The 24,216-nt window shown below is 60.8% G+C and carries 20 protein-coding genes and 1 pseudogene; 20 read left to right on the top strand and 1 reads right to left on the bottom strand.

Going from position 1 to position 24,216, the window contains the following annotated elements:
* Window positions 1–204 precede the first annotated feature (204 nt).
* The 6 genes from AAFM15_RS07365 (at window position 205) to AAFM15_RS07340 (ending at window position 9,374) form a co-directional block, all read left to right on the top strand.
* On the top strand, window positions 205–3,072 hold the full coding sequence (locus tag AAFM15_RS07365) for a 2-oxoglutarate dehydrogenase E1 component (protein ID WP_341686058.1): 2,868 nt from the start codon (window positions 205–207) through the stop codon (window positions 3,070–3,072).
* A 43-nt stretch (window positions 3,073–3,115) separates the two neighbouring features.
* Window positions 3,116–4,360 (top strand): 2-oxoglutarate dehydrogenase complex dihydrolipoyllysine-residue succinyltransferase, encoded by a 1,245-nt coding sequence (gene odhB, locus AAFM15_RS07360; protein ID WP_341686057.1) that lies wholly within the window; start codon window positions 3,116–3,118, stop codon window positions 4,358–4,360.
* Between the two features lie 56 nt (window positions 4,361–4,416).
* Entirely contained in the window at window positions 4,417–5,844 is a 1,428-nt protein-coding gene (lpdA, locus tag AAFM15_RS07355) for a dihydrolipoyl dehydrogenase (protein ID WP_341686056.1), read from the top strand.
* A 68-nt stretch (window positions 5,845–5,912) separates the two neighbouring features.
* Window positions 5,913–7,010: a cell division protein ZapE gene (zapE, locus tag AAFM15_RS07350; RefSeq protein ID WP_341686055.1), complete on the top strand. Its 1,098-nt coding sequence runs from the start codon at window positions 5,913–5,915 to the stop codon at window positions 7,008–7,010.
* Window positions 7,007–7,342, top strand: a complete 336-nt coding sequence (locus AAFM15_RS07345) for a hypothetical protein (RefSeq protein WP_341686054.1) — start codon at window positions 7,007–7,009, stop codon at window positions 7,340–7,342. Before zapE ends, AAFM15_RS07345 begins: the two co-directional genes overlap by 4 nt.
* A 22-nt stretch (window positions 7,343–7,364) precedes the next feature.
* Window positions 7,365–9,374 carry an ATP-dependent DNA helicase gene (locus AAFM15_RS07340; RefSeq protein WP_371833094.1) on the top strand — a complete coding sequence of 670 codons (2,010 nt, stop codon included), beginning with the start codon at window positions 7,365–7,367 and terminating at the stop codon, window positions 9,372–9,374.
* Here the strand turns inward: AAFM15_RS07340 and AAFM15_RS07335 are convergent.
* Window positions 9,340–10,152: an outer membrane protein assembly factor BamD gene (locus AAFM15_RS07335; protein WP_341686053.1), complete on the bottom strand. Its 813-nt coding sequence runs from the start codon at window positions 10,150–10,152 to the stop codon at window positions 9,340–9,342. The two genes, AAFM15_RS07340 and AAFM15_RS07335, sit on opposite strands and share 35 nt — an antisense overlap.
* A 32-nt stretch (window positions 10,153–10,184) precedes the next feature.
* Between AAFM15_RS07335 and AAFM15_RS07330 the strand changes: the two genes are divergently transcribed.
* From AAFM15_RS07330 to hflK, 14 genes and pseudogenes are all read left to right on the top strand, one after another.
* Window positions 10,185–11,162 carry an RluA family pseudouridine synthase gene (locus AAFM15_RS07330; protein ID WP_341686083.1) on the top strand — a complete coding sequence of 326 codons (978 nt, stop codon included), beginning with the start codon at window positions 10,185–10,187 and terminating at the stop codon, window positions 11,160–11,162.
* Window positions 11,163–11,284: 122 nt separating this feature from the next.
* Window positions 11,285–11,959, top strand: coding sequence for an SMC-Scp complex subunit ScpB (gene scpB, locus AAFM15_RS07325; RefSeq protein ID WP_341686052.1), 675 nt, complete (start codon window positions 11,285–11,287; stop codon window positions 11,957–11,959).
* 26 nt (window positions 11,960–11,985) lie between these two features.
* Window positions 11,986–13,119 (top strand): annotated as a pseudogene (locus AAFM15_RS07320) (pseudouridine synthase); the annotation flags it as partial.
* Between the two features lie 98 nt (window positions 13,120–13,217).
* Complete coding sequence (gene ndk / locus AAFM15_RS07315; RefSeq protein WP_341686050.1) at window positions 13,218–13,643, top strand: nucleoside-diphosphate kinase; 426 nt, start codon at window positions 13,218–13,220, stop codon at window positions 13,641–13,643.
* 31 nt (window positions 13,644–13,674) lie between these two features.
* Window positions 13,675–14,841: a 23S rRNA (adenine(2503)-C(2))-methyltransferase RlmN gene (rlmN, locus tag AAFM15_RS07310; protein ID WP_341686049.1), complete on the top strand. Its 1,167-nt coding sequence runs from the start codon at window positions 13,675–13,677 to the stop codon at window positions 14,839–14,841.
* 5 nt (window positions 14,842–14,846) lie between these two features.
* Window positions 14,847–15,488, top strand: coding sequence for a helix-turn-helix domain-containing protein (locus tag AAFM15_RS07305; protein ID WP_341686048.1), 642 nt, complete (start codon window positions 14,847–14,849; stop codon window positions 15,486–15,488).
* Entirely contained in the window at window positions 15,485–16,750 is a 1,266-nt protein-coding gene (gene ispG, locus AAFM15_RS07300; protein ID WP_341686047.1) for a flavodoxin-dependent (E)-4-hydroxy-3-methylbut-2-enyl-diphosphate synthase, read from the top strand. Before AAFM15_RS07305 ends, ispG begins: the two co-directional genes overlap by 4 nt.
* A gap of 9 nt (window positions 16,751–16,759) precedes the next feature.
* Window positions 16,760–18,073, top strand: coding sequence for a histidine--tRNA ligase (gene hisS, locus AAFM15_RS07295; protein ID WP_341686046.1), 1,314 nt, complete (start codon window positions 16,760–16,762; stop codon window positions 18,071–18,073).
* Between the two features lie 32 nt (window positions 18,074–18,105).
* Window positions 18,106–18,768, top strand: a complete 663-nt coding sequence (locus AAFM15_RS07290) for a tetratricopeptide repeat protein (protein ID WP_341686045.1) — start codon at window positions 18,106–18,108, stop codon at window positions 18,766–18,768.
* On the top strand, window positions 18,765–19,889 hold the full coding sequence (gene bamB, locus AAFM15_RS07285) for an outer membrane protein assembly factor BamB (protein ID WP_341686044.1): 1,125 nt from the start codon (window positions 18,765–18,767) through the stop codon (window positions 19,887–19,889). Before AAFM15_RS07290 ends, bamB begins: the two co-directional genes overlap by 4 nt.
* A 13-nt stretch (window positions 19,890–19,902) precedes the next feature.
* Entirely contained in the window at window positions 19,903–21,237 is a 1,335-nt protein-coding gene (der, locus tag AAFM15_RS07280; RefSeq protein ID WP_341686043.1) for a ribosome biogenesis GTPase Der, read from the top strand.
* Between the two features lie 78 nt (window positions 21,238–21,315).
* A complete protein-coding gene (gene hfq, locus AAFM15_RS07275; protein WP_341686042.1) occupies window positions 21,316–21,561 on the top strand; it encodes an RNA chaperone Hfq in 246 nt (81 codons plus the stop codon).
* A gap of 23 nt (window positions 21,562–21,584) precedes the next feature.
* Window positions 21,585–22,769, top strand: a complete 1,185-nt coding sequence (hflX, locus tag AAFM15_RS07270) for a GTPase HflX (RefSeq protein ID WP_341686041.1) — start codon at window positions 21,585–21,587, stop codon at window positions 22,767–22,769.
* A 25-nt stretch (window positions 22,770–22,794) separates the two neighbouring features.
* Window positions 22,795–24,210: an FtsH protease activity modulator HflK gene (gene hflK / locus AAFM15_RS07265; protein WP_341686040.1), complete on the top strand. Its 1,416-nt coding sequence runs from the start codon at window positions 22,795–22,797 to the stop codon at window positions 24,208–24,210.
* Window positions 24,211–24,216: the final 6 nt, after the last annotated feature.

Below are 24,216 nucleotides of genomic sequence, written 5' to 3'. Positions count from 1 at the left end.
ACCCCGTCTTGTACGGGGTCTTTTTTTCTTGCAACAAAAATGAGTCTGTAAGTTTGATATTGGCAAGACCGTGGCACAATGCAACAGTTTCATGAGGCCCTTCCAGTGCCACACTGTCGCATCCGCCAACCGGTTCAGCCGTGTCGCGGAAGGTATTTTTAACCAGCTAATGCTCCCTGAAGGGGGGCGAAGGTAGCGAAAACAATGAGCGAGACCAAGTCCGTCTATACGGCCTATTCGGCCAACACACACCTGTTCGGTGGGAACGGTCCGTATGTCGAAGAGATGTACGAGAACTACCTGGCCAACCCTGGCAGTGTTCCCGATAACTGGCGCGAATACTTTGACGCCCTGCAGCATGTTCCTGCTGTGGATGGCTCCAACGCCAAAGACGTTCCCCATCTGCCCGTCATCAATGCGTTTGCCGACCGCGCCAAGCAGGGTGGCACCAAAGTCGTCATGGCCAGCGCCGATGCCGAAATGGGCCGCAAGCGCACCGCCGTGCAGCAGCTGATTGCCGCCTACCGCAATGTGGGCCAGCGTTGGGCCGATCTGGACCCGCTCAAGCGCACCGAGCGTGAAAACATTCCCGAGCTGGAACCGTCCTTCTACGGCTTCACCGATGCCGACCAGGAAACCGTGTTCGACACCTCGAACACCTTCTTCGGCAAGGATCGCATGAGCCTGCGCGAACTGCTGAACGCCCTGCGCGAAACGTACTGCGGCACCATCGGCTCCGAGTACATGTACACCACCGACATGGCGCAAAAGCGCTGGTGGCAGCAAAAACTCGAAAGCAACCGCGCCAAGCCCAACTTCTCGGCCGAGAAGAAAAAGCACATCCTCGACCGCCTGACCGCTGCCGAAGGCCTCGAGCGTTACCTGCACACCAAGTACGTCGGCCAAAAGCGCTTCTCCCTCGAAGGTGGCGAGAGCTTCATCGCCTCGATGGACGAGCTGATCCAGGTCGCAGGCCAGCAGGGCGTTCAGGAAATCGTGATCGGCATGGCCCACCGTGGCCGTCTGAACGTGCTGGTCAACACCCTGGGCAAGGCCCCCGGCATGTTGTTTGCCGAGTTCGACCATACCGCCCCTGAAGACTTGCCCGCCGGCGACGTGAAGTACCACCAGGGCTTCAGCTCGGACGTGTCTACCCCTGGCGGCCCGGTTCACCTGTCCCTGGCGTTCAACCCGTCGCACCTGGAAATCGTCAACCCCGTGGTGGAAGGTTCGGTGCGTGCCCGCATGGACCGCCGTGGCGACCCCAAGGGCAGCCAGGTGCTGCCAGTGCTGGTGCACGGTGACTCCGCCTTCGGCGGTCAGGGTGTCAACCAGGAAACCCTGTGTCTGGCCCAGACCCGTGGCTACACCACGGGCGGCACGGTGCACATCATCATCAACAACCAGATCGGTTTCACCACGTCTGACCCGCGCGACATGCGTTCGACCGTGTTCTGTACCGACATCGTCAAGATGGTCGAGGCGCCGGTGCTGCACGTCAATGGCGACGACCCCGAAGCCGTGGTGCTGGCCACCCAATTGGCGCTCGAATACCGCATGGAATTCCGCCAGGACGTGGTGATCGACATCACCTGTTTCCGCAAACTGGGTCACAACGAACAGGACACCCCTGCGCTGACCCAGCCGCTGATGTACAAGAAGATTGCAGCCCACCCCGGCACTCGCAAACTGTACGCCGACAAGCTGGCCGCGCAAGGTCTGGGCGATACGTTGGGCGACGACATGGTCAAAGCCTATCGCGCCGCCATGGACGCCGGCAAGCACACCAACGATCCCGTGCTGACCAACTTCAAGAGCAAGTACGCGGTGGACTGGGCGCCCTTCCTGGGCAAAAAGTGGACCGATGCCGGCGACACCTCCATCCCGCTGTCCGAGTGGAAGCGTCTGGCCGAGAAGCTGACCACCATTCCTGAAAGCGTCAACCCGCACCAGCTGGTCAAGAAGGTCTATGACGACCGTGCGGCCATGGGTCGTGGCGAGATCAACGTCGACTGGGGCATGGGCGAGCACATGGCTTTTGCATCGCTGGTGGCCAGCGGCTACCCGGTGCGCCTGTCTGGCGAAGACTGCGGACGCGGCACCTTCACGCACCGCCACGCAGTCATCCATGACCAAAAGCGCGAGAAGTGGGACACCGGCACGTATGTGCCCCTGCAAAACGTGTCTGACAACCAGGCACCATTTGTTGTCATCGACTCCATCCTTTCGGAAGAAGCGGTGCTGGGTTACGAATACGGTTACGCCTCCAACGACCCCAACACCTTGGTCATCTGGGAAGCCCAGTTTGGCGACTTCGCCAACGGCGCCCAGGTGGTCATTGACCAGTTCATCGCATCCGGCGAAGTGAAATGGGGCCGCGTCAACGGCTTGGTCATGATGCTGCCGCACGGCTATGAAGGCCAGGGCCCCGAGCACAGCTCGGCGCGCGTAGAGCGTTTCATGCAGCTGGCGGCTGACACCAATATGCAGATCGTACAGCCGACCACGGCCAGCCAGATCTTCCATGTGCTGCGCCGCCAGATGGTGCGCGACCTGCGCAAACCGCTGGTCATCTTCACGCCCAAGTCGCTGCTGCGCAACAAGGACGCCACCAGCCCGGTGTCCGAGTTCACCAAAGGCAGCTTCCAGACCGTGATCCCCGAGAACAAGGCGCTCAAGGCCGACAAGGTCAAGCGCGTGATCGCCTGCTCGGGCAAGGTGTACTACGACCTGGTCAAGCAGCGTGAAGCCAAGGGCGCCGACGACGTGGCCATCATCCGCGTCGAGCAGCTCTATCCCTTCCCGCACAAGGCCTTTGCGGCCGAGATCAAGAAGTACCCTAACGCCACCGAAGTGGTGTGGTGCCAGGACGAACCGCAAAACCAGGGTGCCTGGTTCTTCATCCAGCACAACATCCACGAGAACATGCTGGCTGGCCAGAAGCTTGGCTACGCCGGTCGCGCTGCATCTGCTTCCCCGGCTGTAGGCTACTCGCACCTGCACCAGGACCAGCAAAAAGCGTTGCTCGATGCTGCTTTCGGCAAGCTCAAAGGCTTCGTGCTGACCAAATAAAACGTCCCGTACCTCCTCATAACATCTTCAAAGAGAAATCAACATGGCAATCGTTGAAGTCAAAGTTCCCCAGTTGTCCGAATCCGTGGCCGAAGCCACTTTGCTGACCTGGAAAAAGAAGCCCGGTGAAGCCGTGGCCCAGGACGAGATCCTGATCGAAATCGAGACCGACAAGGTCGTGATGGAAGTGCCTGCACCTTCCGCTGGCGTGCTGGCCGAGATCGTAGTGGGTGACGGTGGTACCGTTGTGGCCCAGCAGCTGATCGCCAAGATCGACAGCGAAGGCAAGGCTGGTGCTGCTGCAACCGCCCCAACCGCTGCTCCTGCGGCCGCTGCTGCTCCTGTCGCAGCCCCCGCTGCTGCTCCTGCCAGCAACAACATGGCCGGTGTTGCCATGCCCGCTGCCGCCAAGCTGATGGCCGACAACAACCTGGCCGCTGGCTCTGTGGCCGGCTCCGGCAAGGATGGCCGGGTGACCAAGGGCGACGTGCTCGCTGCTGTAGCCTCAGGTGCCAGCATCCCCACCGGCGCCCCGACCGCCGCTCTGGCCCAGGTGGCTGCGCCCGCTGCCCCCGTGGCCCTGGGCGACCGCCCCGAGCAGCGCGTGCCCATGACCCGTCTGCGCGCCCGCATCGCCGAGCGCCTGCTGCAGTCGCAGGCCACCAACGCCATTCTGACCACGTTCAACGAGATCAACATGGCTCCCGTCATGGCACTGCGCAAGGTGCATCAGGAGAAGTTCGAAAAGACCCACGGCGTCAAGCTGGGCTTCATGAGCTTCTTCGTCAAGGCTGCCGTGCACGCCCTCAAGAAGTTCCCGGTCCTGAACGCTTCGGTGGACGGCAACGACATCGTCTACCACGGCTACTTCGATATCGGTATCGCTGTGGGCTCGCCCCGTGGCCTGGTGGTGCCGATCCTGCGCAACGCCGACCAGATGAGCTTTGCCGAGATCGAAAAGAAGATCGCCGAGTTTGGCAAGAAGGCTGCTGAAGGCAAGCTGGGCATTGAAGAGATGACCGGCGGTACCTTCTCCATCTCCAACGGTGGCACCTTCGGCTCCATGATGTCCACCCCCATCATCAACCCGCCCCAGTCGGCCATTCTGGGCGTGCACGCCACCAAGGACCGCGCCATGGTCGAAAACGGCCAGGTCGTGGTTCGCCCGATGAACTACTTCGCCATGTCGTATGACCACCGCATCATCGACGGCCGCGAAGCCGTGCTGGGTCTGGTCGCCATGAAAGAGGCGCTGGAAGATCCCACACGCCTGCTGTTCGATCTGTAATTGACTGTATCCGCAATGCCTCCTGACGGGGGCATTGCCACATTTGAAAGTACCTCATGAGCAAACAATTCGACGTCGTCGTCATCGGCGGTGGCCCTGGTGGCTACATCGCAGCCATTCGCGCTGCCCAACTCGGCATGCAGGTGGCCTGTATTGACGAATGGAAAAACGCTGCGGGTGGTCCCGCTCCTGGCGGCACCTGCACCAATGTGGGCTGCATCCCGTCCAAGGCGCTGCTGCAGTCTTCCGAGCACTTTGAGCATGCCAACCACCACTTTGCCGAGCACGGCATCACGGCCAAGGACGTCAAGATCGACGTGGCCAAGATGATTGCCCGCAAGGACAACGTCGTCAAACAGAACAACGACGGCATCCTGTACCTGTTCAAGAAGAACAAGGTCACCTTCTTCCACGGTCGCGGCAGCTTTGTCGGCAAGACCGAGGCTGGCTGCGAGATCAAGGTGGCCGGCAAGACCGAAGAATCCATCGTGGGCAAGCAGGTCATTGTGGCCACTGGCTCCAACGCCCGAGCGCTGCCCGGCGTGCCGTTTGACGAAGAAACCGTGCTGTCGAATGACGGCGCACTTCGCGTGGGCGCCGTGCCCAAGAAGCTGGCCCTGATCGGCTCCGGCGTGATCGGTCTGGAAATGGGTTCGGTCTGGCGCCGTCTGGGTGCCGACGTCACTATCCTCGAAGGTTTGCCGACCTTCCTGGGCGCGGTGGACGAGCAGATCGCCAAGGAGGCCAAGAAGGCCTTCGACAAACAGGGTCTGAAGATCGAGCTGGGCGTGAAAGTCGGCGAAATCAAGACCGGCAAGAAGGGCGTGACCGTCAACTACACCAATGCCAAGGGCGAAGCCGTGGCGCTGGACGCCGACAAGCTGATCGTCTCGATCGGCCGCGTGCCCAATACGATTGGCCTAAATGTTGAAGCCGTGGGCCTGCAACTCGACGAGCGTGGCGCCCTCGTGGTCGACGGTGACTGCCGCACCAATGTACCCGGCATCTGGGCCGTGGGCGATGTTGTGCGTGGCCCGATGCTGGCGCACAAGGCCGAGGAAGAGGGTGTGGCCGTAGCCGAGCGCATCGCCGGCCAGCACGGTCATGTCAACTTCAACACCATCCCCTGGGTCATCTACACCAGCCCCGAGATCGCCTGGGTCGGCCGCACCGAGCAGCAGCTCAAAGCCGATGGCGTGGCCTACAAGGCGGGCACCTTCCCGTTCCTGGCCAACGGCCGTGCCCGTGCCCTCGGTGACACGACCGGCATGGTGAAGTTCCTGGCCGATGCCAAGACCGACGAGATCCTGGGCGTGCACATCGTGGGTCCGATGGCGTCCGAGCTGATCTCCGAGGCCGTGGTGGCCATGGAGTTCCGCGCCAGCGCCGAAGACATCGCCCGCATCTGCCACGCGCATCCCTCGCTGTCCGAAGCCACCAAGGAAGCCGCGCTGGCGGTCGACAAGCGCACGCTGAACTTTTGATTGAGCCCAGAGCTTGAATCCACCAAACCCGGGCTGGTCCCGGGTTTTTTATGCCTTAGACTCAAGTCATGTCTGTTCGTTCCGTTTACGAAGAAGAGCTGAAAAAACGTGGGTTCCAGAGTGACCCCGCGCAGCTGCGTGCCATTGATGCGCTGGAGCGTTGTGCCCAGGAATGGGCTCAATACAAAGCTCGACGCTCCAACAGTTTCAAGAAATTGATCAACCGCCCCGATATTCCCAAAGGGGTGTACATGTACGGAGGGGTAGGACGCGGCAAAAGCTTTTTGATGGACTGCTTTTATGAGGCCGTTCCCATCCAGCGTAAGACCCGCTTGCACTTTCATGAATTCATGCGCGAGGTCCATCGTGAGATGGCGGGTTTGCAAGGTACGGTCAACCCGCTCGATGAGCTGGGCAAACGCATGGCCAAGCGCTTCAAGCTCATCTGCTTTGACGAATTTCACGTGGCCGACATCACAGATGCCATGATCTTGCACCGTTTGTTGCAGGCTTTGTTCGACAATGGTGTGGGGTTTGTGACGACGTCCAACTTCATGCCTGACGGCTTGTACCCGAATGGCCTGCACCGGGACCGTATCCTGCCTGCGATTGCACTGCTCAATGAGCGCATGCAGGTGCTCAATGTGGACAACGGCACCGACTACCGCCGACGGACCCTGGAGATGGTTCAGCTCTACCACACCCCCTTGGGCGAGCATGCCGATGCACTTATGCAGGAAGCATTTGACCGTCTCGCGAGTGGTCAGGATGAGCCGCCGGTCCTGCACATCGAGGCACGCGAGATCAAGGCGCGCCGACGTAATGGTGGTGTGGTCTGGTTCGACTTCTGGGGTTTGTGCGGCGGCCCACGCTCACAAAACGACTACCTGGAAATTGCCAGTCAGTTTCATACTGTTCTGCTGAGCAATGTGCCGGCCATGCCGGTCAAACTGGCATCCGAGGCACGTCGCTTTACCTGGTTGATAGATGTGCTTTATGACCGCCGGGTCAAGCTGATCGTGTCGGCAGAAGTGGCCCCCGAGCAGCTTTATACAGAAGGCCCGCTGGCCCACGAGTTTCCGCGTACGGTGTCTCGCCTCAATGAAATGCGGTCTGCCGAATTTCTGGCGCTCGAGCACCGTACCGTCAATACGCAATTGACATGAAGACACGTTTGCTCGCCTTTTTGCTCATGTTGTTGACAGGTCACGCACAAGCGCAGCTGTCTGAGCCCACGCTTGTCGAAAAGCAGCGAGCCATTGAGCTCAAGCGCAGCGAGTTGACAGCGAAAAAGCAGGCTGTGGCGGATGCCCATGCCAAGCTGCAGGAGCAATGCTGGCAACGTTTTGCGGTCAATGACTGTTTGCGCGATGTACGTCGCGCACAACGCAAAGCCCTTGAACCTGTAGAGGCAGCGTTGCTCGAGCTCAATGCCAGCGACCGTCTGCTTCGCTTGCAAGAGCGTGAGCAGCGCCTGCTCGACAAAGCCCATCACTGAGGGATTGCCTGGGAGATTCCGCTTGAGCGATTTGAAGCAGGCCGTGGACCAGGTGCTCCGGCCAGAAGGCTTGCTGAGCCAGTGTTTGCCGGGCTTTCAGCCTCGTCAGGCGCAGCTGGACATGGCCGATGCGGTCAGCGACACCATTTCCACAGGCGGTCAACTGGTGGTGGAAGCGGGCACGGGTGTGGGCAAGACCTATGCCTATCTGGTGCCCACTTTGCTCAGCGGCCAGCGTGCCTTGATTTCAACCGCCACCAAAGCCCTGCAAGACCAGCTGTATGCCCGCGATATTCCACGTTTGCTGGAGTGGTTGGGTTTGCCACTGCGTGTGGCCTTGCTCAAAGGGCGAGGCAGTTATTTGTGTCTGCACCGCATGGAGCAGGCACCCCATGGTCTTGCGCTGGATACGCCGGGTATGCGCCACGCCTGGCAGCGTGTGGAGCAGTGGTCGCGTCTGACGCGTACAGGCGATCTGGGTGAACTGACCGGGCTGGATGAGCAGTCGACGGTGCTGCCCCTGGTCACCTCTACCCGAGACAATTGTCTAGGTTCCATGTGTCCCAAGTACAAGGCCTGCCATGTGAACCTGGCGCGCAAAGAGGCTATGGCTGCTGACTTGGTGGTGATCAACCACCATTTGTTTTTTGCAGATATGGCTGTTCGCGAGAGCGGCGTGGCCGAGTTGCTGCCCAATGTAGGCATCACGGTGTTTGACGAGGCACACCAACTCAACCAGATCGGCGTCAATTTTCTGGGTTCACACATTTCGTCCAGTCAACTGCTGGAACTGGCTCGTGATGTGATCGGCGTGGCCCTGCAGTGGGCCAAAGGCTTGGCCGATTGGCAAGGGCTAGCGGGCACGCTCGAAACGGCGGTGCGAGACTGGCGCCTGACTGCAGGCCACCGACGTCATGCAGTGCGTTTGCGCTGGCATGAAGCAGCGCCCGAGGGCCTGGACGAAAAGGGCTGGTCGCATGCGATGCAAGTTGTGGACGAGGCCGTGCAAAACTTGCAAAAGGCGCTGGAGATGGTCGAGGAGCTTGCGCCTGACCTCGCCCGCCTGCGTGAGCGTTGTGACCAATCTCGTGACAAGCTAGCCACCTTTGCGGAGCCGGTGCAGACAGGGCATGTGCGTTGGCTGGAGGTATCAACCCAGCTGCGCATGATGGATTCGCCACTGGACATTGCCCAGGCTTTTGGCGAGTGGGTCAAACCCTTGCCTGAACAAGCTGCGCAGCGTGCCTGGGTCTTCACCTCGGCCACTTTGGGCGACGATCCGCAGCTGAGCTGGTTTACCGAACCGTGTGGTTTGCAGCAGGCTCGCTGCATGCAGGTGGGCAGCCCATTTGACTATGAGCGCCAGGCGGGCTTGTTTGTGCCGCCCGATATGGTGCGTCCACAAGATGCCCGCCACAGCGAACAAGTCGCGTTCTGGGCGGAGCAGGGCGCTCGGGCCTTGCGCGGGCGCACGCTGGTGTTGACTACCACCTTATCGGCCATGCGCACCATTGGCGAGGTGCTGCGCACGCGTCTGTCTGACGATTCAGGTCTGGAAGTGCTGGTGCAGGGCGAATGGCCCAAACGCAAATTGATGGAGCGTTTTCGTCAAGCCATCGAACTGGGGGACAAGGGCTTGGTGCTGGTCGGTTCAGCCAGCTTTTGGGAGGGCTTTGATGTGCCCGGCGAAGCTTTGCAGCTGGTGGTGATCGACAAGTTGCCATTCCCGCCACCGGGTGACCCCCTGGTGCAGGCGCGCAGTGAGCGTTTGGAGGCGCAGGGCAAAAGTCCGTTTGCTGATCATGCCTTGCCCGAGGCTGCGGTGGCACTCAAGCAAGGTGCCGGTCGCTTGATTCGCAGCGAGCTCGACCACGGAATTTTGCTGATTGGTGACCCGCGACTGGTGCAAATGTCCTACGGCAAGAGGCTGATGCGCGCTTTGCCTCCCATGCGCAGATTGCTCGACGCTCAGGCCTTTGAAGCAGCCTTGCAGGAGGTCACCAGATCTTCCACCACGAGCTCTTGGACTTGAGCTGCTCCTGATTGGCTTTCAGAAAGCGCGAGTTTGGATAGTTCTTCTCCAGGATGCGTTGAGCATCGTCACGCAGCTGGGGCATGCCCATCGCGTCGTAAGAGCTGACCAGAATAGCCAATGCTTCTTCCACCGCAGGGACGCCCTGGTATTCGGAGATGGCCTGCTGTGCGCGGTTGACCGCCGCCACATGCGCGCCACGTGAGGCGTAGTAGCGGGCCACGTGCACTTCGTAAGCGGCCAGCGAATTGACAATGTAGACCATGCGCTGACGGGCGTCAGGCGTGTACTTGGAGTCAGGGAAGCGGTTGCTCAATTCCTTGAACGACTCGTAGGCGTCCTTCGCTGCTTTTTGGTCACGCTCGGACAAATCCTGGCTGGTGATGAACGAGAACAAGCCGGTGTTGTCGTTGAAATTCACCAAGCCCTTCAGGTAAAGGGCGTAGTCCACGCCCGGGCTGGCGGGGTGCAGGCGAATGAAGCGGTCCAGGGTGGCCAAAGCCTGAGGTTTGTCACCGTTGCGGTACTGCGCAAAGGCTTTTTCAACCTGGGCCTGCTGGGCTAGTGGTGTGCCGGCCGCACGACCTTCCAGCTTTTCAAACAGGCCAATGGCCTTGTCCCAGGAGCCTGCATTGACCTCGTCGCGGGCTTCGCTGTAGATGCGCTCGGGCGACCAGCCTGCCGTGATGTCCTTGGGGGTGCTCGAGCAGGCACCCAAGGTCAGGCTCAAAGCCAGGAGGGAACTGGTGCCAAGCACGGATAATCGGGAGCGTTGCATCACAGGCCTTACAAGAAGCGTTACTCCAATTGATTATATCGACCGCCCCCGTTGTTCAGGACGAAGAAGACCTCCCCGCAGACAGTGAAATCCGAGAGCTGCGGGTGGACGCCAGCCTTCACGGCTTGCGCCTGGACAAAGCGCTGGCCGAAGGGGTGCCCGAGTTCTCGCGCAGTTATCTGCAGCAGCTTATTGCGCAGGGCGATTTGAGTGTGGATGCGCAGGTCCAGACCAAGGCATCGGTCAAGGTGCGCATGGGCCAGCGCTTGCGGCTGGTCATGCGGCCTACTCCCCAGTCCCGGGCTTTTGTGCCCGAGCCCATGGATTTGCAGGTGGTGTTTGAAGACGAACACCTGCGCGTGATCCACAAACCAGCCGGTTTGGTGGTGCACCCGGCGCCGGGCAACTGGCGAGGCACGTTGCTCAACGGTTTGCTGGCGCTGGACAGCTCGGCCAGCACACTGCCGCGTGCAGGCATTGTTCATCGGCTGGACAAAGACACCAGCGGCCTGATGGTGGTGGCGCGCACGCGCCAAGCTATGGACGCGCTGGTCCAGCTTATTGCTGCCCGTGAGGTCAAACGCCAATACCTGGCCATCGGTCAGGGACGCTGGGGTAGTGTGACGGAGCGCGAGGTGACGGTGGGCATTGGTCGCGATCCGCAAAACCGATTGCGCATGGCCGCCGTGGATCTGCAACGCCAGTCGGGCAAGGAGGCGCGTACCACCCTTCGTTGCCTGGACCAAAACGACAGCTATTGCCTGGTGCTGTGCAGCTTGCACACCGGCCGTACCCACCAGATTCGGGTGCACATGGCCCATCTGGGGCATCCCCTGGTGGCGGACGCTTTGTATGGGGGCGTGCCTGCGGCTGGCTTGCAGCGGCAGGCCCTGCATGCCTGGAAATTGGCCTTTGCCCATCCGATCACGGCTCAGGAGCTGGCCTTTGAGGCAGCTGCCCCCGCCGATATTGAGCAAGCCTTGCAGATGTTGGGACTTCGTTACAATTGACCCCACACGCCGGCCCTGAGGTGAATGAACCCTGCGGCCCCGATCGCGCAAGCCCTGCGCCATCCTTGCCGTGACGACTTTTTCAATGGCCTCATCAAGGCCTTTTGTCCGGATGAACCAACATGAACACGGTGCAAGCCAAACGCATCCTCGAAACAGCCTTGCTGTGCTCGAGCATGCCCTTGACCCTGCGGGACATGCGAACCCTGTTTGCTGACGAACTAGGGGCCGATACCCTTCGCTCGATGCTGATGTCCCTCCAGCAGGAATGGTCTGAGCGCGGACTGGAACTGGTCGCAGTCGCCAGCGGCTGGCGCTTTCAAAGCAAACCCCAGATGCGTGAGTACCTGGATCGCCTGCACCCGGAAAAGCCTCCGAAGTACACTCGCGCCGCACTGGAGACCCTGGCCATCATCGCCTACCGCCAGCCCGTGACCCGCGGTGATATGGAAGACATTCGCGGCGTGACGATCAACACACAGGTCATCAAGCAGCTTGAAGACCGCGGTTGGGTTGAGGTGATTGGTCACCGCGAGACCGTGGGTCGCCCAGGTCTGTATGCCACCACCCGCCAGTTTCTGGACGATCTTGGTTTGTCCTCGCTCGATCAGCTGCCCATGCTGGGCCAAATGCAGGACCAGGCCGATGCATTCGCGGGTCTGGTGGCCGCACAGGATGACCAATTGCCGCTGCAACCGGCGCTGTCTCTGGAAGAGGCGATTGAACAGGTGCAGCTAGATCAGCCCGAGATGTCGGATACCGCTGAGCCCCCCAACACACAGGATGCAACTTCATGAGTACCACTAAACCCGAAGGTGGCTACCAGGCCGTGGATCTGGCCGAAGTGGTCTCTGGCCAGTTTGACCAGGAGCAAGAATCCGAGGCTCCCGCCGAGATCGTGGGCAAGCGCGTACTGGCCCCGCAAGTGGATTCACCCAAGTTGCACAAAGTGCTTGCACAAGCTGGCATGGGCTCACGCCTGGAAATGGAAGAGCTGATCTTGCAGGGGCGTATCTCTGTCAACAACGAGCCCGCACACGTGGGCCAGCGCATCCAGTACGGCGACCTCATCAAGGTCAACGGCAAACCCATTCGCGTGCGCATTGCGCCGCCGCCTGCTCGCGTGATTGCATACCACAAGCCTGCGGGCGAGATCGTCTCGCACGACGACCCGCAAAACCGCCCTAGCGTGTTTCGCAAGCTGCCCCGTTTGCAGCAAGGCAAGTGGCAGTCGGTGGGCCGTCTGGATTTGAATACCGAAGGTCTCTTGCTGTTCACCAGTTCGGGCGAGCTGGCCAATCGACTGATGCACCCCCGTTTTGGCCTGGAGCGCGAATATGCCGTGCGCGTGCTCGGTGCGCTCAGCAACGACGAAAAAGCCCGCCTGCTCGAAGGCGTGCAGCTCGACGATGGGATGGCCCAGTTCAGCAGCATCGAGGACGGCGGGGGCGAGGGGGCTAACTGCTGGTACCGGGTCACGATTTCCGAAGGCCGCAACCGGGAAGTGCGCCGCATGATGGAGGCCGTGGGCCACGCCGTCAGCCGCCTGATTCGTGTGCGTTATGGTGCCATGGTCTTGCCCCACGGCTTGCGTCGTGGTGGCTGGATCGAGCTCGATGAGGCCGACATCCGCGCCCTGATGAAAGCCTCGGGCACACCCGAGCAGCCGCGTGTGGAGCGTGATGGGGCGGCAACGCCTGCGCGTCGCCGCAGCGGTTCGCGCCAGGGCGGGCCACGTGGCATGTTTGCGGGCACACCCGGTACGGCCCTGCCGCAGGCAGAGCGCAAACCCACGGGTCCCCGTGGCGGCAAACAAGGCAACAAGGCTGGGGGGCAGGGCGGTCGCCGCGCGCAACCCGACCCGATGCAAACTTCGCAGGGCTATATTGGCGCAGACAGCCTGCAGCGCCACCGCCAGGGCGCGCGCCCCAACAAAGCACGCCGCGGGGGACGTTGAAACCCTTTTTCGCTCGGCAGCCGTTGTCTGTCGGGTTAAAATAGAGAGCTTTGCTGAACGGCAAACCTTTCACTTTTATCCATCATCAGGAAATCATCATGGCAATCGAACGCACCCTCTCCATCATCAAGCCCGACGCAGTGGCCAAAAACGTCATCGGCCAGATCTACGCCCGCTTTGAAGCTGCTGGCCTGAAGGTTGTGGCTGCCAAGATGGCTCACCTGTCGCGCGGCGAAGCCGAGCAGTTCTACGCCGTGCACAAAGAGCGTCCTTTCTTCAAGGACCTGGTGGACTTCATGGTCTCCGGCCCCGTCATGATCCAGGCTCTGGAGGGCGAAGGCGCCATTGGTAAAAACCGCGACCTGATGGGCGCTACCGACCCCAAGAAAGCCGCGCCTGGCACCATTCGCGCTGACTTCGCTGACAGCATCGATGCCAACGCCGTGCACGGCTCCGACGCCCCCGAAACCGCTGCTGTGGAAGTTGCCTTCTTCTTCCCCGGCATGAACGTTTACTCCCGCTGAGCCTGTCGCGATTTCGCGACGCTGTAGCCCTATGACGGCCAACCTTCTCGAATTCGATCTGGAAGGTCTGGCCGTTTTTTGCGAGGGCCTGGGAGAAAAACGCTTCCGGGCCACGCAATTGTTCCGCTGGATTCACCAGCGAGGCGCCAGCGATTTTGACCAGATGAGCGATCTGGCCAAGTCCCTGCGCGAAAAACTCAAAACCACCGCCCACATTGCCGCGTTGCCTGTGCTTTCACAGCACATGTCTCAGGACGGCACCATCAAATGGTTGTTCGATGTGGGGGACGGCAATGCCGTCGAGTCGGTGTTCATTCCTGAAGACGACCGGGGTACGCTGTGCGTGTCCTCCCAAGCCGGTTGCGCTGTGGGTTGCCGCTTTTGCTCCACAGGCCACCAAGGCTTTAGCCGTAACCTCTCCACGGCCGAGATCCTGGCGCAGCTGTGGTTTGCTGAACACTTTCTGCGCAAGCACCTGAACACGGAAGAACGCGTCATCTCCAACGTGGTGATGATGGGCATGGGTGAGCCCCTGCAAAATTATTCAGCGCTGATTCCGGCCCTCAAGGCCATGTTGGACGACCACGGCTATGGCCTGTCGCGTCGCCGCGTCACGGTGTCGACCTCGGGTGTGGTGCCCATGATCGACCGCTTGGCACAGGATTGCCCTGTGGCGCTGGCCGTGTCCTTGCACGCGCCCAACGATGCCTTGCGAGATGTGCTGGTGCCACTCAACCGCAAGTACCCGCTTGATGAGTTGCTGCAGGCCTGCGAGCGCTACCTGGCCCACGCTCCGCGCGACTTCATCACTTTTGAATACTGCATGCTCGATGGTGTGAACGATCAGCCCGAGCATGCCCGTCAGCTCATTGATCTGGTCCAGCGCCATGGCAGGCAGGGCTTGCGCTGCAAATTCAACCTGATTCCTTTCAATCCTTTTCCTGCGTCAGGGCTTCAACGCTCGTCGCAGCCACGTGTACAGGCATTTGCAAAGCTGCTCCTGGAGGCTGGTATCGTGACCACAGTCCGCAAGACCCGTGGTGACGATATTGACGCAGCCTGCGGTCAGCTGGCCGGCGATGTTCGCGATCGCACGCGTGTACAGGAGCGCATGAGCTCCCAACGCCAGGCCCAAGAACAGGTGATCCGCTTTTCGCCTTTGTCTTCTTCGGCCTTGGCCAAAGATCATTCACAATGAGTCGCATGGACGAACAACATACAACTTACGAAGCCGCGAGTTCAGCGCCAGCCGTATCCCTGAGCGCAGGCCAGTGGTTGCGCCAGGCGCGTGAACGCGCTGGCATGGACCTTGGCGTGTTGTCGGCGCTGGTCAAAGTGCCGGTGCGCCAGCTTCAGGCACTGGAGGCTGACCAGCACGATCAACTCATGGGGACGGCCTTTGTACGCAGCTTGACTGTGGCCATTTGCAGACATGTAGGTGTTGACCCGCAGCCGGCTCTGGACTTGTTGCCGGGCAATATCACCCGCCTGGGCCCGGAAAAAGACAGCCTGGGTGAGGCCGATGGGCCTCAACTGGGTGGTTTGTTTCATGGACGCAGTTTTGCTTGGGGCAAATGGGCTGCCTTGGTGCTGGCATTGATGTTGGTGGGTGGTGCCTACAGTCTGTGGCACCAGAGCTCGACAGATGAAAGCGAAGTGGCCGATGTTTTGCCACCCGCCGTGATGCCCGCTCCTGCAGCGGCTGAGCCCACAACCGTCACCACGACTGATGCAGCCGCCGCTCAAACGCCCGCGAATGCGCAGGCTCCAGCAGTCCCGCCTTTGACAGTCACATTGCCTGCCGTGCCGGCAGCCTTCCCCGCAGAGAGCAAGAGTCAGCAATGAGCGCGTCAGATCAAGCCATTGCCTTGTCGCAACCCAGGGTTCGTCACAGCCGTCAATCCAGTGTGGTCTGGGGCAACCGTGTCGTCACCGTGGGCGGCGGCGCACCGGTGCGCGTGCAGTCCATGACCAACACCGACACGGTGGACGTGATCGGCACCGCCATCCAGGTCAAGGAGCTGGCGCTGGCGGGTTCAGAGATGGTACGCATCACCGTCAACACGCCCGAAGCCGCGCAGGCCGTGCCGCACATCCGCGAGCAGCTCGACAAGATGGGCATCGACGTGCCGCTGATCGGCGATTTCCACTACAACGGCCACCGCTTGTTGACCGAGTACCCGGCCTGCGCCGAGACCCTGTCCAAGTACCGCATCAACCCCGGCAACGTTGGCAAGGGCGACAAGCGCGATGTGCAGTTCGGTCAGATGATCGAGGTGGCGCAAAAATTCAACAAACCCATCCGCATCGGCGTGAACTGGGGCAGCCTGGACCAGGAACTGCTGGCCGAACTGATGGACATCAACAGCCGCCGCGCCCAGCCTTTCGAGGGCCGCCAGGTCATGTACGAAGCCCTGATCCAGTCGGCCATCGGTTCCGCCCAGCGCGCAGAAGCCATGGGCATGGACGGTGCGCAGATCGCGCTGTCGTGCAAGGTTTCGGGCGTCCAGGATTTGATTGCGGTGTACCGAGAGCTGGCCCGCCGCTGCGACTACCCGCTGCACTTGGGCCTGACCGAAGCGGGTATGGGCACCAAGGGTACGGTTGCCTCGGCTGCCGCGCTGTCCGTCCTGCTGCAGGAAGGCATCGGCGACACCATCCGCGTCTCGCTCACCCCGCAGCCAGGCGAATCGCGCACACAAGAGGTGGTGATCGCCTCCGAGATCCTGCAGTCCTTGGGTCTGCGCGTGTTCGTGCCCAGCGTCACCGCCTGCCCGGGTTGTGGTCGCACGACCAGCACCACCTTTCAGGAACTGGCCAAGCAGATCGACGATTTCCTGCGTGCCCAGATGCCGGTCTGGCGCGGCAAGTACCCTGGCGTTGAAAGCATGAAAGTGGCCGTGATGGGCTGCATCGTCAACGGCCCTGGCGAGAGCAAGCACGCCGACATCGGCATCAGCCTGCCGGGCACCGGCGAGGCGCCTGCCGCCCCGGTGTTCATCGACGGCGAAAAACGCATGACGTTGCGCGGGGAGGGCATTGCCCAGGAATTCCAGCGCATCGTCGAAGACTACATTGAGAACCGCTTTGGCACGGCCAAAGCCTGACCTGCATCCATGACAGAACAAACCGCAAAACAGCCCAAGGCCCAGAAGCTGGTGGGCGTCAAGGGCATGAACGACATCCTGCCGCCGGATTCGGCGCAGTGGGAGTGGCTCGAAGCGCAGGTGCGTGGCCTGATGGCCCGTTACGCCTACCGCAACGTGCGCCTGCCCATCGTCGAACCCACGGCCCTGTTCGTGCGTGGTCTGGGCGAGGTGACCGACATCGTCGAAAAGGAGATGTACTCCTTTGAAGACCGCTTGAACGGCGAGCAACTCACCCTGCGCCCCGAAGGTACGGCAGGGCTCGTGCGCGCCGTGGTCGAGCACAACCTGCTCTACGAAGGCGGCAAGCGCCTGTACTACATGGGCCCGATGTTCCGCCACGAGCGCCCGCAGCGCGGCCGCTACCGCCAGTTCCACCAGATCGGTGCCGAGGTGCTGGGCTTTGGTGGCCCCGAGGTGGACGCCGAGCTGATCCTGCTGGCGAGCGACCTCTGGAAAGAACTGGGCCTGAAAGATGTGCGCCTGGAGCTCAACAGCCTGGGCCAGCCCGACGAGCGCAAGGCCCACCGCACCGCGCTGATCGCGCACTTCGAGCAGCACGCCGAGCTGCTGGACGAAGACGCCAAACGCCGCCTGCACAGCAACCCGCTGCGCATTCTGGACACCAAGAACCCGGCCATGGCCCCGGTGGTCGAATCCGCCCCCAAGCTGCTCGACTTTCTGGGTGAGGCGTCACTGGCGCACTTCAACGCGGTCAAGGCGATTCTGGACGCCAACGACATCGCGTATCGCATCAACCCGCGCCTGGTGCGCGGCATGGACTACTACAACCTCACGGTGTTCGAGTTCATCACCGAAAGCCTGGGCTCGCAAGGCACGATTTGCGGCGGTGGCCGTTACGACTATCTTGTAGAGCAGGTGGGTGGCAAACCGGCCCCGGCCGTGGGCTGGGCGCTGGGCGTGGAACGCGTGCTGGAACTTGTGAAAGAACAAGGCGAGGCATTGGCCGCCCCGGCTCCGGATGTCTACGCCATCATTCCCGATACAGCGGCCTTACCGGTGGCCATCAAGACCTTGCAGGTGCTGCGCGCGGCGGGCGTGTCGGCCCAGATGCATGCAGGCACGGGCGAGGGCATGGGCTCCATGAAGAGCCAGTTCAAGAAGGCCGACGCCAGTGGCGCGGCTTTTGGCCTGATCTTTGGCGGCGACGAACTCGCCCGTGGCGAGGTCACGGTCAAGTCGCTGCGCGACGGGCAAGGCGCCCAGCGCACCGAGCGCCTGGATCATGTGCCTGAATGGGCTGCGAGCCTAAAATCTCTTTGATATTGCTCTGAAACTGACAGGAATACCTACACATGGCATCGCATCTCGATCTTGAAGAACAAGAACAGCTTGCAGAGCTCAAGCATTTCTGGAACACCTACGGCAACTTGATCAGCTGGGTGCTGATTGTGGTTTTGGGTGCCTATGCAGCGTGGAATGGCTGGCAATACTGGCAACGTCATCAGGCTACACAGGCGGCAGCCTTGTATGACGAGGTGGAGCGATCTGTTTCTTCCCGCGATGTTCAACGCATGCAGCGCAGCATGACCGATATGCAAGAGCGTTTTGCCAGCAGCATGCAAGCGCAGCAGGCGACCCAGCTGGTGGCCAAAGCTTTTGCCGAACAAGGCAAAACCGCTGAAGCCAAAGCGGCGTGGGCTTGGCTGGTGCAAAAAGCGTCTGATCCCGTCTACGCTGATGTGGCACGCCTGCGCCTGGCCAGCCAAGCCATGCAGGACAAGCAATACGACCAAGCCTTGGAGCAGCTCAAGGGCGTGAGTCAGGCCATGCAAGGTCTGGCCGCGGACATGCAAGGCGATGTCCTGCAACTGCAGGGTAAGCAAGTCGAGGCCGTGGCTGCCTATCAAAAAGCGTGGACCCAATTGCCGCAAAACACGCAGTATCGTCGTCTGCTGCAGGCCAAACTCAATGCCTTGGGCGCCGAGCCGGCGGCCACCGAAGGGGGGAAATCGTGAAACAACGTTTGATCCTGTCCGCGCTGACTGTGGCCTGTGCAGGCCTGGTGGCGTGCTCGAGCACGCCATCCAAGCCTGAGCCGACAGCGCTGTCGACCTTCAAAGCCGAATTTGCCATTGCGCCAAGCTGGTCTTTGAGTTTGGGTGAGATCGCAGGGCCCTTGGCCGCCTCGGTGCACAGCAACCGCGTGGCACTGACTTCAAGCGCCGGCCGCGTGGTGCTGCTTGACGGCGACAAAGGACAAGTGCTCTGGCAAGTTCAACTGGATGCGCCTGTCCAGGCCGGGTTGGGGGGTGACGGTCAACGCTTTGCGGCGGTCAACGTCCGCAACGAAGTGCTGGCACTGGAGGCTGGCAAGGTGCTGTGGAAGCATGCTCTGCCCGCATCCACGCTGACGGCACCTTTGGTGGCTGGCGGCCGCGTGTTTGTGATGACATCGGATCGCGCTGTGACAGCGCTTGATGGTGCCTCGGGGCGGGAGCTTTGGCGTTACGAGCACCGCGGCTCGGACGCACTGGTGCTGCGTCAAGCGGGATTGTTGATGGCTGTGGGCAATACCTTGATTGCTGGCTTGGGTGGTCGCATGGTGGCGATCGACCCGGATCAAGGCCGTGTGCAGTGGGAAGTGGCTGTGGGCTCCATGCGCGGTACCAATGAGGTGGAGCGACTGGTGGACCTGGTCAACCCGCCCGCACGAGATGGTCAGACGGTCTGCGTCCGAGCCTTCCAATCGGCTGTGGCATGCGTGGATACCGCGACGGCCCGCCCCCTGTGGAGCAAGCCAATGCAGGGCCACCAAGGTCTGGGCATGGACGATACCCAGGTATTTGCCGTCGAAGGTGACGACAAGGTACAAGCGTTGGCACGCGCCGATGGTCAGCCGACCTGGACCCACGAAGGCCTGCGTTTTCGAGGTCTGACAGCGCCTCTGGTGTTGGGCCGCTCAGTGGTCGTGGGAGACGCTCAAGGCTATGTGCACTTTCTCTCGCGCAAGGATGGACACGTGCTGCAACGTCTGAGCACGGACGGTTCAGCCATTGCCATGGCCCCCGTGGTGGTGGGTCAAACCCTGGTAGTGGTAACGCGCCAGGGTCAGGTGCGGGCGTTCAACGCCCAATGATCGGAAACAATAAGTGAAACCCGTTTTGGCCCTGGTGGGCCGCCCCAATGTGGGCAAATCCACGATGTTCAACCGTCTCACCAAGAGCCGGGATGCCATCGTGGCTGATTTTGCAGGCCTCACGCGAGACCGCCACTATGGACAGGGTCGCCTGGGCAGGCGCGAATACATCGTCATTGACACCGGTGGATTCGAGCCCGATGCCAGTAGTGGCATCTACAAGGAAATGGCACGCCAGACGCAGCAAGCGGTGGCTGAAGCCGACGTGGTGATTTTTGTGGTGGATGCCCGTCTGGGTTTGTCCGCCCAAGACCATGACATTGCCAACTACCTGCGTCGCATTGGCAAGCCGTGCTTGCTGGTGGCCAACAAAGCCGAAGGCATGAAAGAAGGCGTGCAGCTGGTCGAGTTTTATGAGCTCGGCCTGGGTGAAGTGATTCCTGTCTCTGCGGCACACGGTCAAGGAATACGGAGCTTACTGGAACACGCGCTGGACCAGCTGGATCTGCCGCAAGAGGACGAAGAGGTCGAAGAAGATACCTCGGTCATCAAGCTGGCGGTGGCCGGTCGGCCCAACGCAGGCAAATCGACCTTGATCAACACCTGGCTGGGCGAGGAGCGTCTGGTGGCCTTTGACATGCCTGGCACCACCCGCGACGCGATTTCCGTGCCTTTTGAACGCAATGGCCAAAAATTCGAACTGATTGACACCGCCGGTCTGCGCCGCAAGGGCAAAGTGTTTGAAGCTATCGAAAAATTCTCGGTGGTCAAAACCTTGCAGGCGATTGAAAACGCCAACGTGGTTTTGCTGTTGATCGACGCCACCCAAGGCGTGACCGACCAGGATGCGCACATTGCCGGTTTTGTGCTCGACAGTGGCCGTGCCGTGGTCCTGGCCGTGAACAAGTGGGATGCGGTGGACGAATACCAGCGCCAGCTGGTGCAGCGCTCGATTGAAACGCGCCTGGGCTTCCTCAAGTTTGCCAACCTGCATTTCATTTCGGCCAAGAAGCGTCAGGGCCTGGGCCCCTTGTGGACTTCCATTGCCCAGGCGCATAAAGCGGCCACGTGCAAGATGACCACCCCTGTGCTGACGCGCTTGTTGCTGGAAGCTGTGCAATACCAAACGCCCAAGAAGACGGGCATGTTCCGTCCCAAGCTGCGCTATGCGCACCAAGGCGGCATGAACCCGCCGGTCATTGTGATCCACGGCAACTCGCTCGAGCACGTGACCGAAGCCTACAAACGCTTCCTGGAAGGGCGTTTCCGCAAAGCCTTTAATCTGGTGGGCACCCCGCTGCGCATCGAGATGAAAACTTCTGACAATCCTTACGCTGACAAGGATTGATGTTTGCCTCGGGCTGAGTCGCACAAGGTGTGTGGTAAGGTCGGGGCTCCTTAACCATTTCGGAACACGGAGAATATCGTGAGCAACAAAGGCCAACTTCTGCAAGACCCCTTCCTCAACGCCCTGCGCCGCGAGCATGTGCCGGTCTCCATCTACCTGGTCAACGGCATCAAGCTGCAAGGCCAGATCGAATCTTTTGACCAATACGTGGTGTTGCTGCGCAACACGGTGACCCAGATGGTCTACAAGCACGCCATCTCCACCATCGTTCCCGGTCGCGCCGTGAACCTGGCTGCGGGTGATGACGTCCCCGAGCAAGCCTGAGGACGCCCAAGGCATTGACCTCCGTGTCTTCTTCACCGTCTGCAGCGCCGACCATCCTGGTCGGCGTTGACTTTGGGCTTCCCCATTTTGATGGCGAGTTGGCCGAACTCTCGCAGTTGGCGCAAACGGCGGGCCTGCAGCCCGTAGCACACATCACCTGCAAACGCCGTGCGCCAGACCCGGCCTTGTTTGTGGGGTCGGGCAAGGCAGATGAAATCAAGGAGCTGGCCTTGATGCACGGCGCCAGTGAGGTGCTCTTCGACCAGTCCCTGAGCCCCGCGCAGCAGCGCAACCTGGAACGCCACATGGGGCTGGCGGTCAATGACCGTACTTTGCTGATTCTGGAAATCTTCGCTCAGCGTGCACGCAGTCATGAAGGCAAACTCCAGGTCGAGTTGGCTCGCCTGCAATACCTGAGCACCCGGCTGGTGCGCCGCTGGACCCACCTTGAGCGCCAAACGGGCGGTATCGGTCTGCGCGGAGGCCCAGGTGAAACCCAGATCGAGCTGGACCGCCGCATGATCGGCGAGGCCATCAAGCGCACCAAAGAGCGTTTGGCCAAAGTCAAGAAACAGCGCCACACGCAACGCCGCCAGCGCGAGCGCAGGCAGGCCTTCATGATCTCCCTGGTGGGTTACACCAACGCGGGAAAATCGACCTTGTTCAATGCCCTGGTCAAGGCCCGCGCCTATGCGGCTGACCAGCTGTTTGCTACCTTGGACACCACCACGCGTCAGCTGTACCTGGGTGAGGCGGGCCGCTCTGTGTCCTTGTCCGACACGGTGGGTTTTATTCGAGACTTGCCCCACGGTCTGGTGGAGGCCTTTGAGGCCACCTTGCAGGAGGCCGCAGATGCAGACTTGCTGCTGCACGTGGTGGACGCGGCCAACCCCAATTGGCCCGAACAGTTGCAGGAAGTACAACGCGTGTTGCATGAAATTGGTGCACATGACGTCCCCCAGCTGCTGGTGTTCAACAAATGCGATGCCTTGCCCGAGGGCAGCGAACCTCATGCTGATCGTGACCATTACGAAGTGGATGGACGTCAGCTGGAGCGTGTTTTTGTCAGCGCTCAAAGCGGTCAGGGCTTGCCTTTGCTGCGTCAAGTGCTGGCTGAGCGTGCACGGACCGAATCATCAGCCTTGGACGATCACGCACACGATCCCCGTGATTTACCCGGGTCATCAGGGGATGAATTCAGAGTTTGAACTTGACTTTGGGCACAATGAGGTCATGACCATGAAAAAAAATGCACTGCGTTGGCCTTGGCTGCCCAAGCAAGCCCAGGCTGTTTACAACTTGAATGACCCGCGTTGGGGGCGCTCCGACGAGGATTCGCCTCGTCAGGCAGGAGATTCCGGGCCACAAGACAATGGCCAGGAGCCTTCGGACAAGCCGCAGCAACCCCAACCGTCTCAGTCCCCCCAGCGACCCACTACAGGGCAGGGCGGCGCAAACCAGGGCCCCCCTGATCTGGATGAACTCTGGCGCGACTTCAACCGCAAGCTGGGCCAGGTGTTTGGCAACAAGGGCGCAGGGGGCGGTTCACGTGGCTCTGGCAATGGAAATTTTGGTGGAGGTGGACAGGGCCCGCAGATACCCGCCTTCATGCGCAATATTGGTGCCGGCGTTCTGGTGGGAGCTGGCGTCCTGGTGTGGCTGGGGACCGGCTTTTTCATCGTTCAGGAAGGCCAGCAAGCGGTGATCACCCAATTCGGCAAGTACAGCTCGACTGTGGGTGCTGGCATCAACTGGCGCTTGCCTTACCCGATCCAGCGCCACGAGCTGGTTTATGTGTCGCAAATTCGCTCGATCGATATTGGCCGTGACAATGTGATCAAGGCCACAGGTCTTCGCGACTCGGCCATGTTGACCGAGGACGAGAACATTGTCGAAATCAAGTTTGCCGTTCAGTACCGCCTCAGTGACGCCCGTGCGTACTTGTTTGAAAGCAAAAATCCCACAGAGGCTGTTGTGCAGGCCGCCGAAACCGCGGTGCGCGAAGTGGTGGGCAAAATGAAAATGGATTCGGCTCTGGCCGAAGAGCGTGACCAGATTGGTCCGCGTGTTCGCGAACTGATGCAAACCATTCTGGACCGTTATAACGTCGGCATTGAAATCGTGGGCATCAACCTGCAACAAGGCGGCGTACGCCCGCCCGAGCAGGTGCAGGCTTCCTTCGACGATGTGCTCAAAGCGGGCCAGGAGCGCGAACGCGCCAAGAACGAAGCCGAAGCCTACGCCAACGACGTGGTGCCGCGAGCCACAGGTACCGCCTCACGTTTGAAAGAAGAGGCTGAAGCCTATAAACAACGCATCGTGGCTCAGGCTGAAGGCGATGCACAGCGCTTCAAGACCATCTTGCCCGAGTACCAAAAGGCGCCTCAGGTCACCCGCGACCGCATGTACATCGACACCATGCAGCAAATTTACAGCAGCGTGAGCAAGGTGGTTGTCGACAGCAAACAAGGCTCCAACCTGCTGTACCTGCCGCTGGACAAGATCATGCAGCAAGTCAGCACGGGTGCCCCCGTCAATGGCACTGCTGCTACTGCTGCGCCAGCACCAGTAGCCCCGGTGGAGATACCGCCCGCCATGAGCAGCGACACGCGCTCTCGCGATAACGCCCGCTCGCGTGACGTGCGTTGAGGAGAA

It is taken from the genome of Limnohabitans sp., from assembly GCF_038134685.1.
Taxonomy (GTDB): domain Bacteria; phylum Pseudomonadota; class Gammaproteobacteria; order Burkholderiales; family Burkholderiaceae_C; genus Limnohabitans_A.
This window is presented reverse-complemented; position numbering and strand designations above follow the sequence as displayed.

Coding starts and splice junctions, on each gene's coding strand:
- ispG (WP_341686047.1), top strand. CDS start 15,485: ATGAGCGCGTCAGATCAAGCCATTGCCTTGTCGCAACCCAGGGTTCGT.
- hflK (WP_341686040.1), top strand. CDS start 22,795: ATGACCATGAAAAAAAATGCACTGCGTTGGCCTTGGCTGCCCAAGCAA.
- odhB (WP_341686057.1), top strand. CDS start 3,116: ATGGCAATCGTTGAAGTCAAAGTTCCCCAGTTGTCCGAATCCGTGGCC.
- AAFM15_RS07290 (WP_341686045.1), top strand. CDS start 18,106: ATGGCATCGCATCTCGATCTTGAAGAACAAGAACAGCTTGCAGAGCTC.
- AAFM15_RS07345 (WP_341686054.1), top strand. CDS start 7,007: ATGAAGACACGTTTGCTCGCCTTTTTGCTCATGTTGTTGACAGGTCAC.
- AAFM15_RS07305 (WP_341686048.1), top strand. CDS start 14,847: ATGGACGAACAACATACAACTTACGAAGCCGCGAGTTCAGCGCCAGCC.
- scpB (WP_341686052.1), top strand. CDS start 11,285: ATGAACACGGTGCAAGCCAAACGCATCCTCGAAACAGCCTTGCTGTGC.
- zapE (WP_341686055.1), top strand. CDS start 5,913: ATGTCTGTTCGTTCCGTTTACGAAGAAGAGCTGAAAAAACGTGGGTTC.
- rlmN (WP_341686049.1), top strand. CDS start 13,675: ATGACGGCCAACCTTCTCGAATTCGATCTGGAAGGTCTGGCCGTTTTT.
- AAFM15_RS07335 (WP_341686053.1), bottom strand. CDS start 10,152: ATGCAACGCTCCCGATTATCCGTGCTTGGCACCAGTTCCCTCCTGGCT.
- hisS (WP_341686046.1), top strand. CDS start 16,760: ATGACAGAACAAACCGCAAAACAGCCCAAGGCCCAGAAGCTGGTGGGC.
- lpdA (WP_341686056.1), top strand. CDS start 4,417: ATGAGCAAACAATTCGACGTCGTCGTCATCGGCGGTGGCCCTGGTGGC.
- ndk (WP_341686050.1), top strand. CDS start 13,218: ATGGCAATCGAACGCACCCTCTCCATCATCAAGCCCGACGCAGTGGCC.
- AAFM15_RS07365 (WP_341686058.1), top strand. CDS start 205: ATGAGCGAGACCAAGTCCGTCTATACGGCCTATTCGGCCAACACACAC.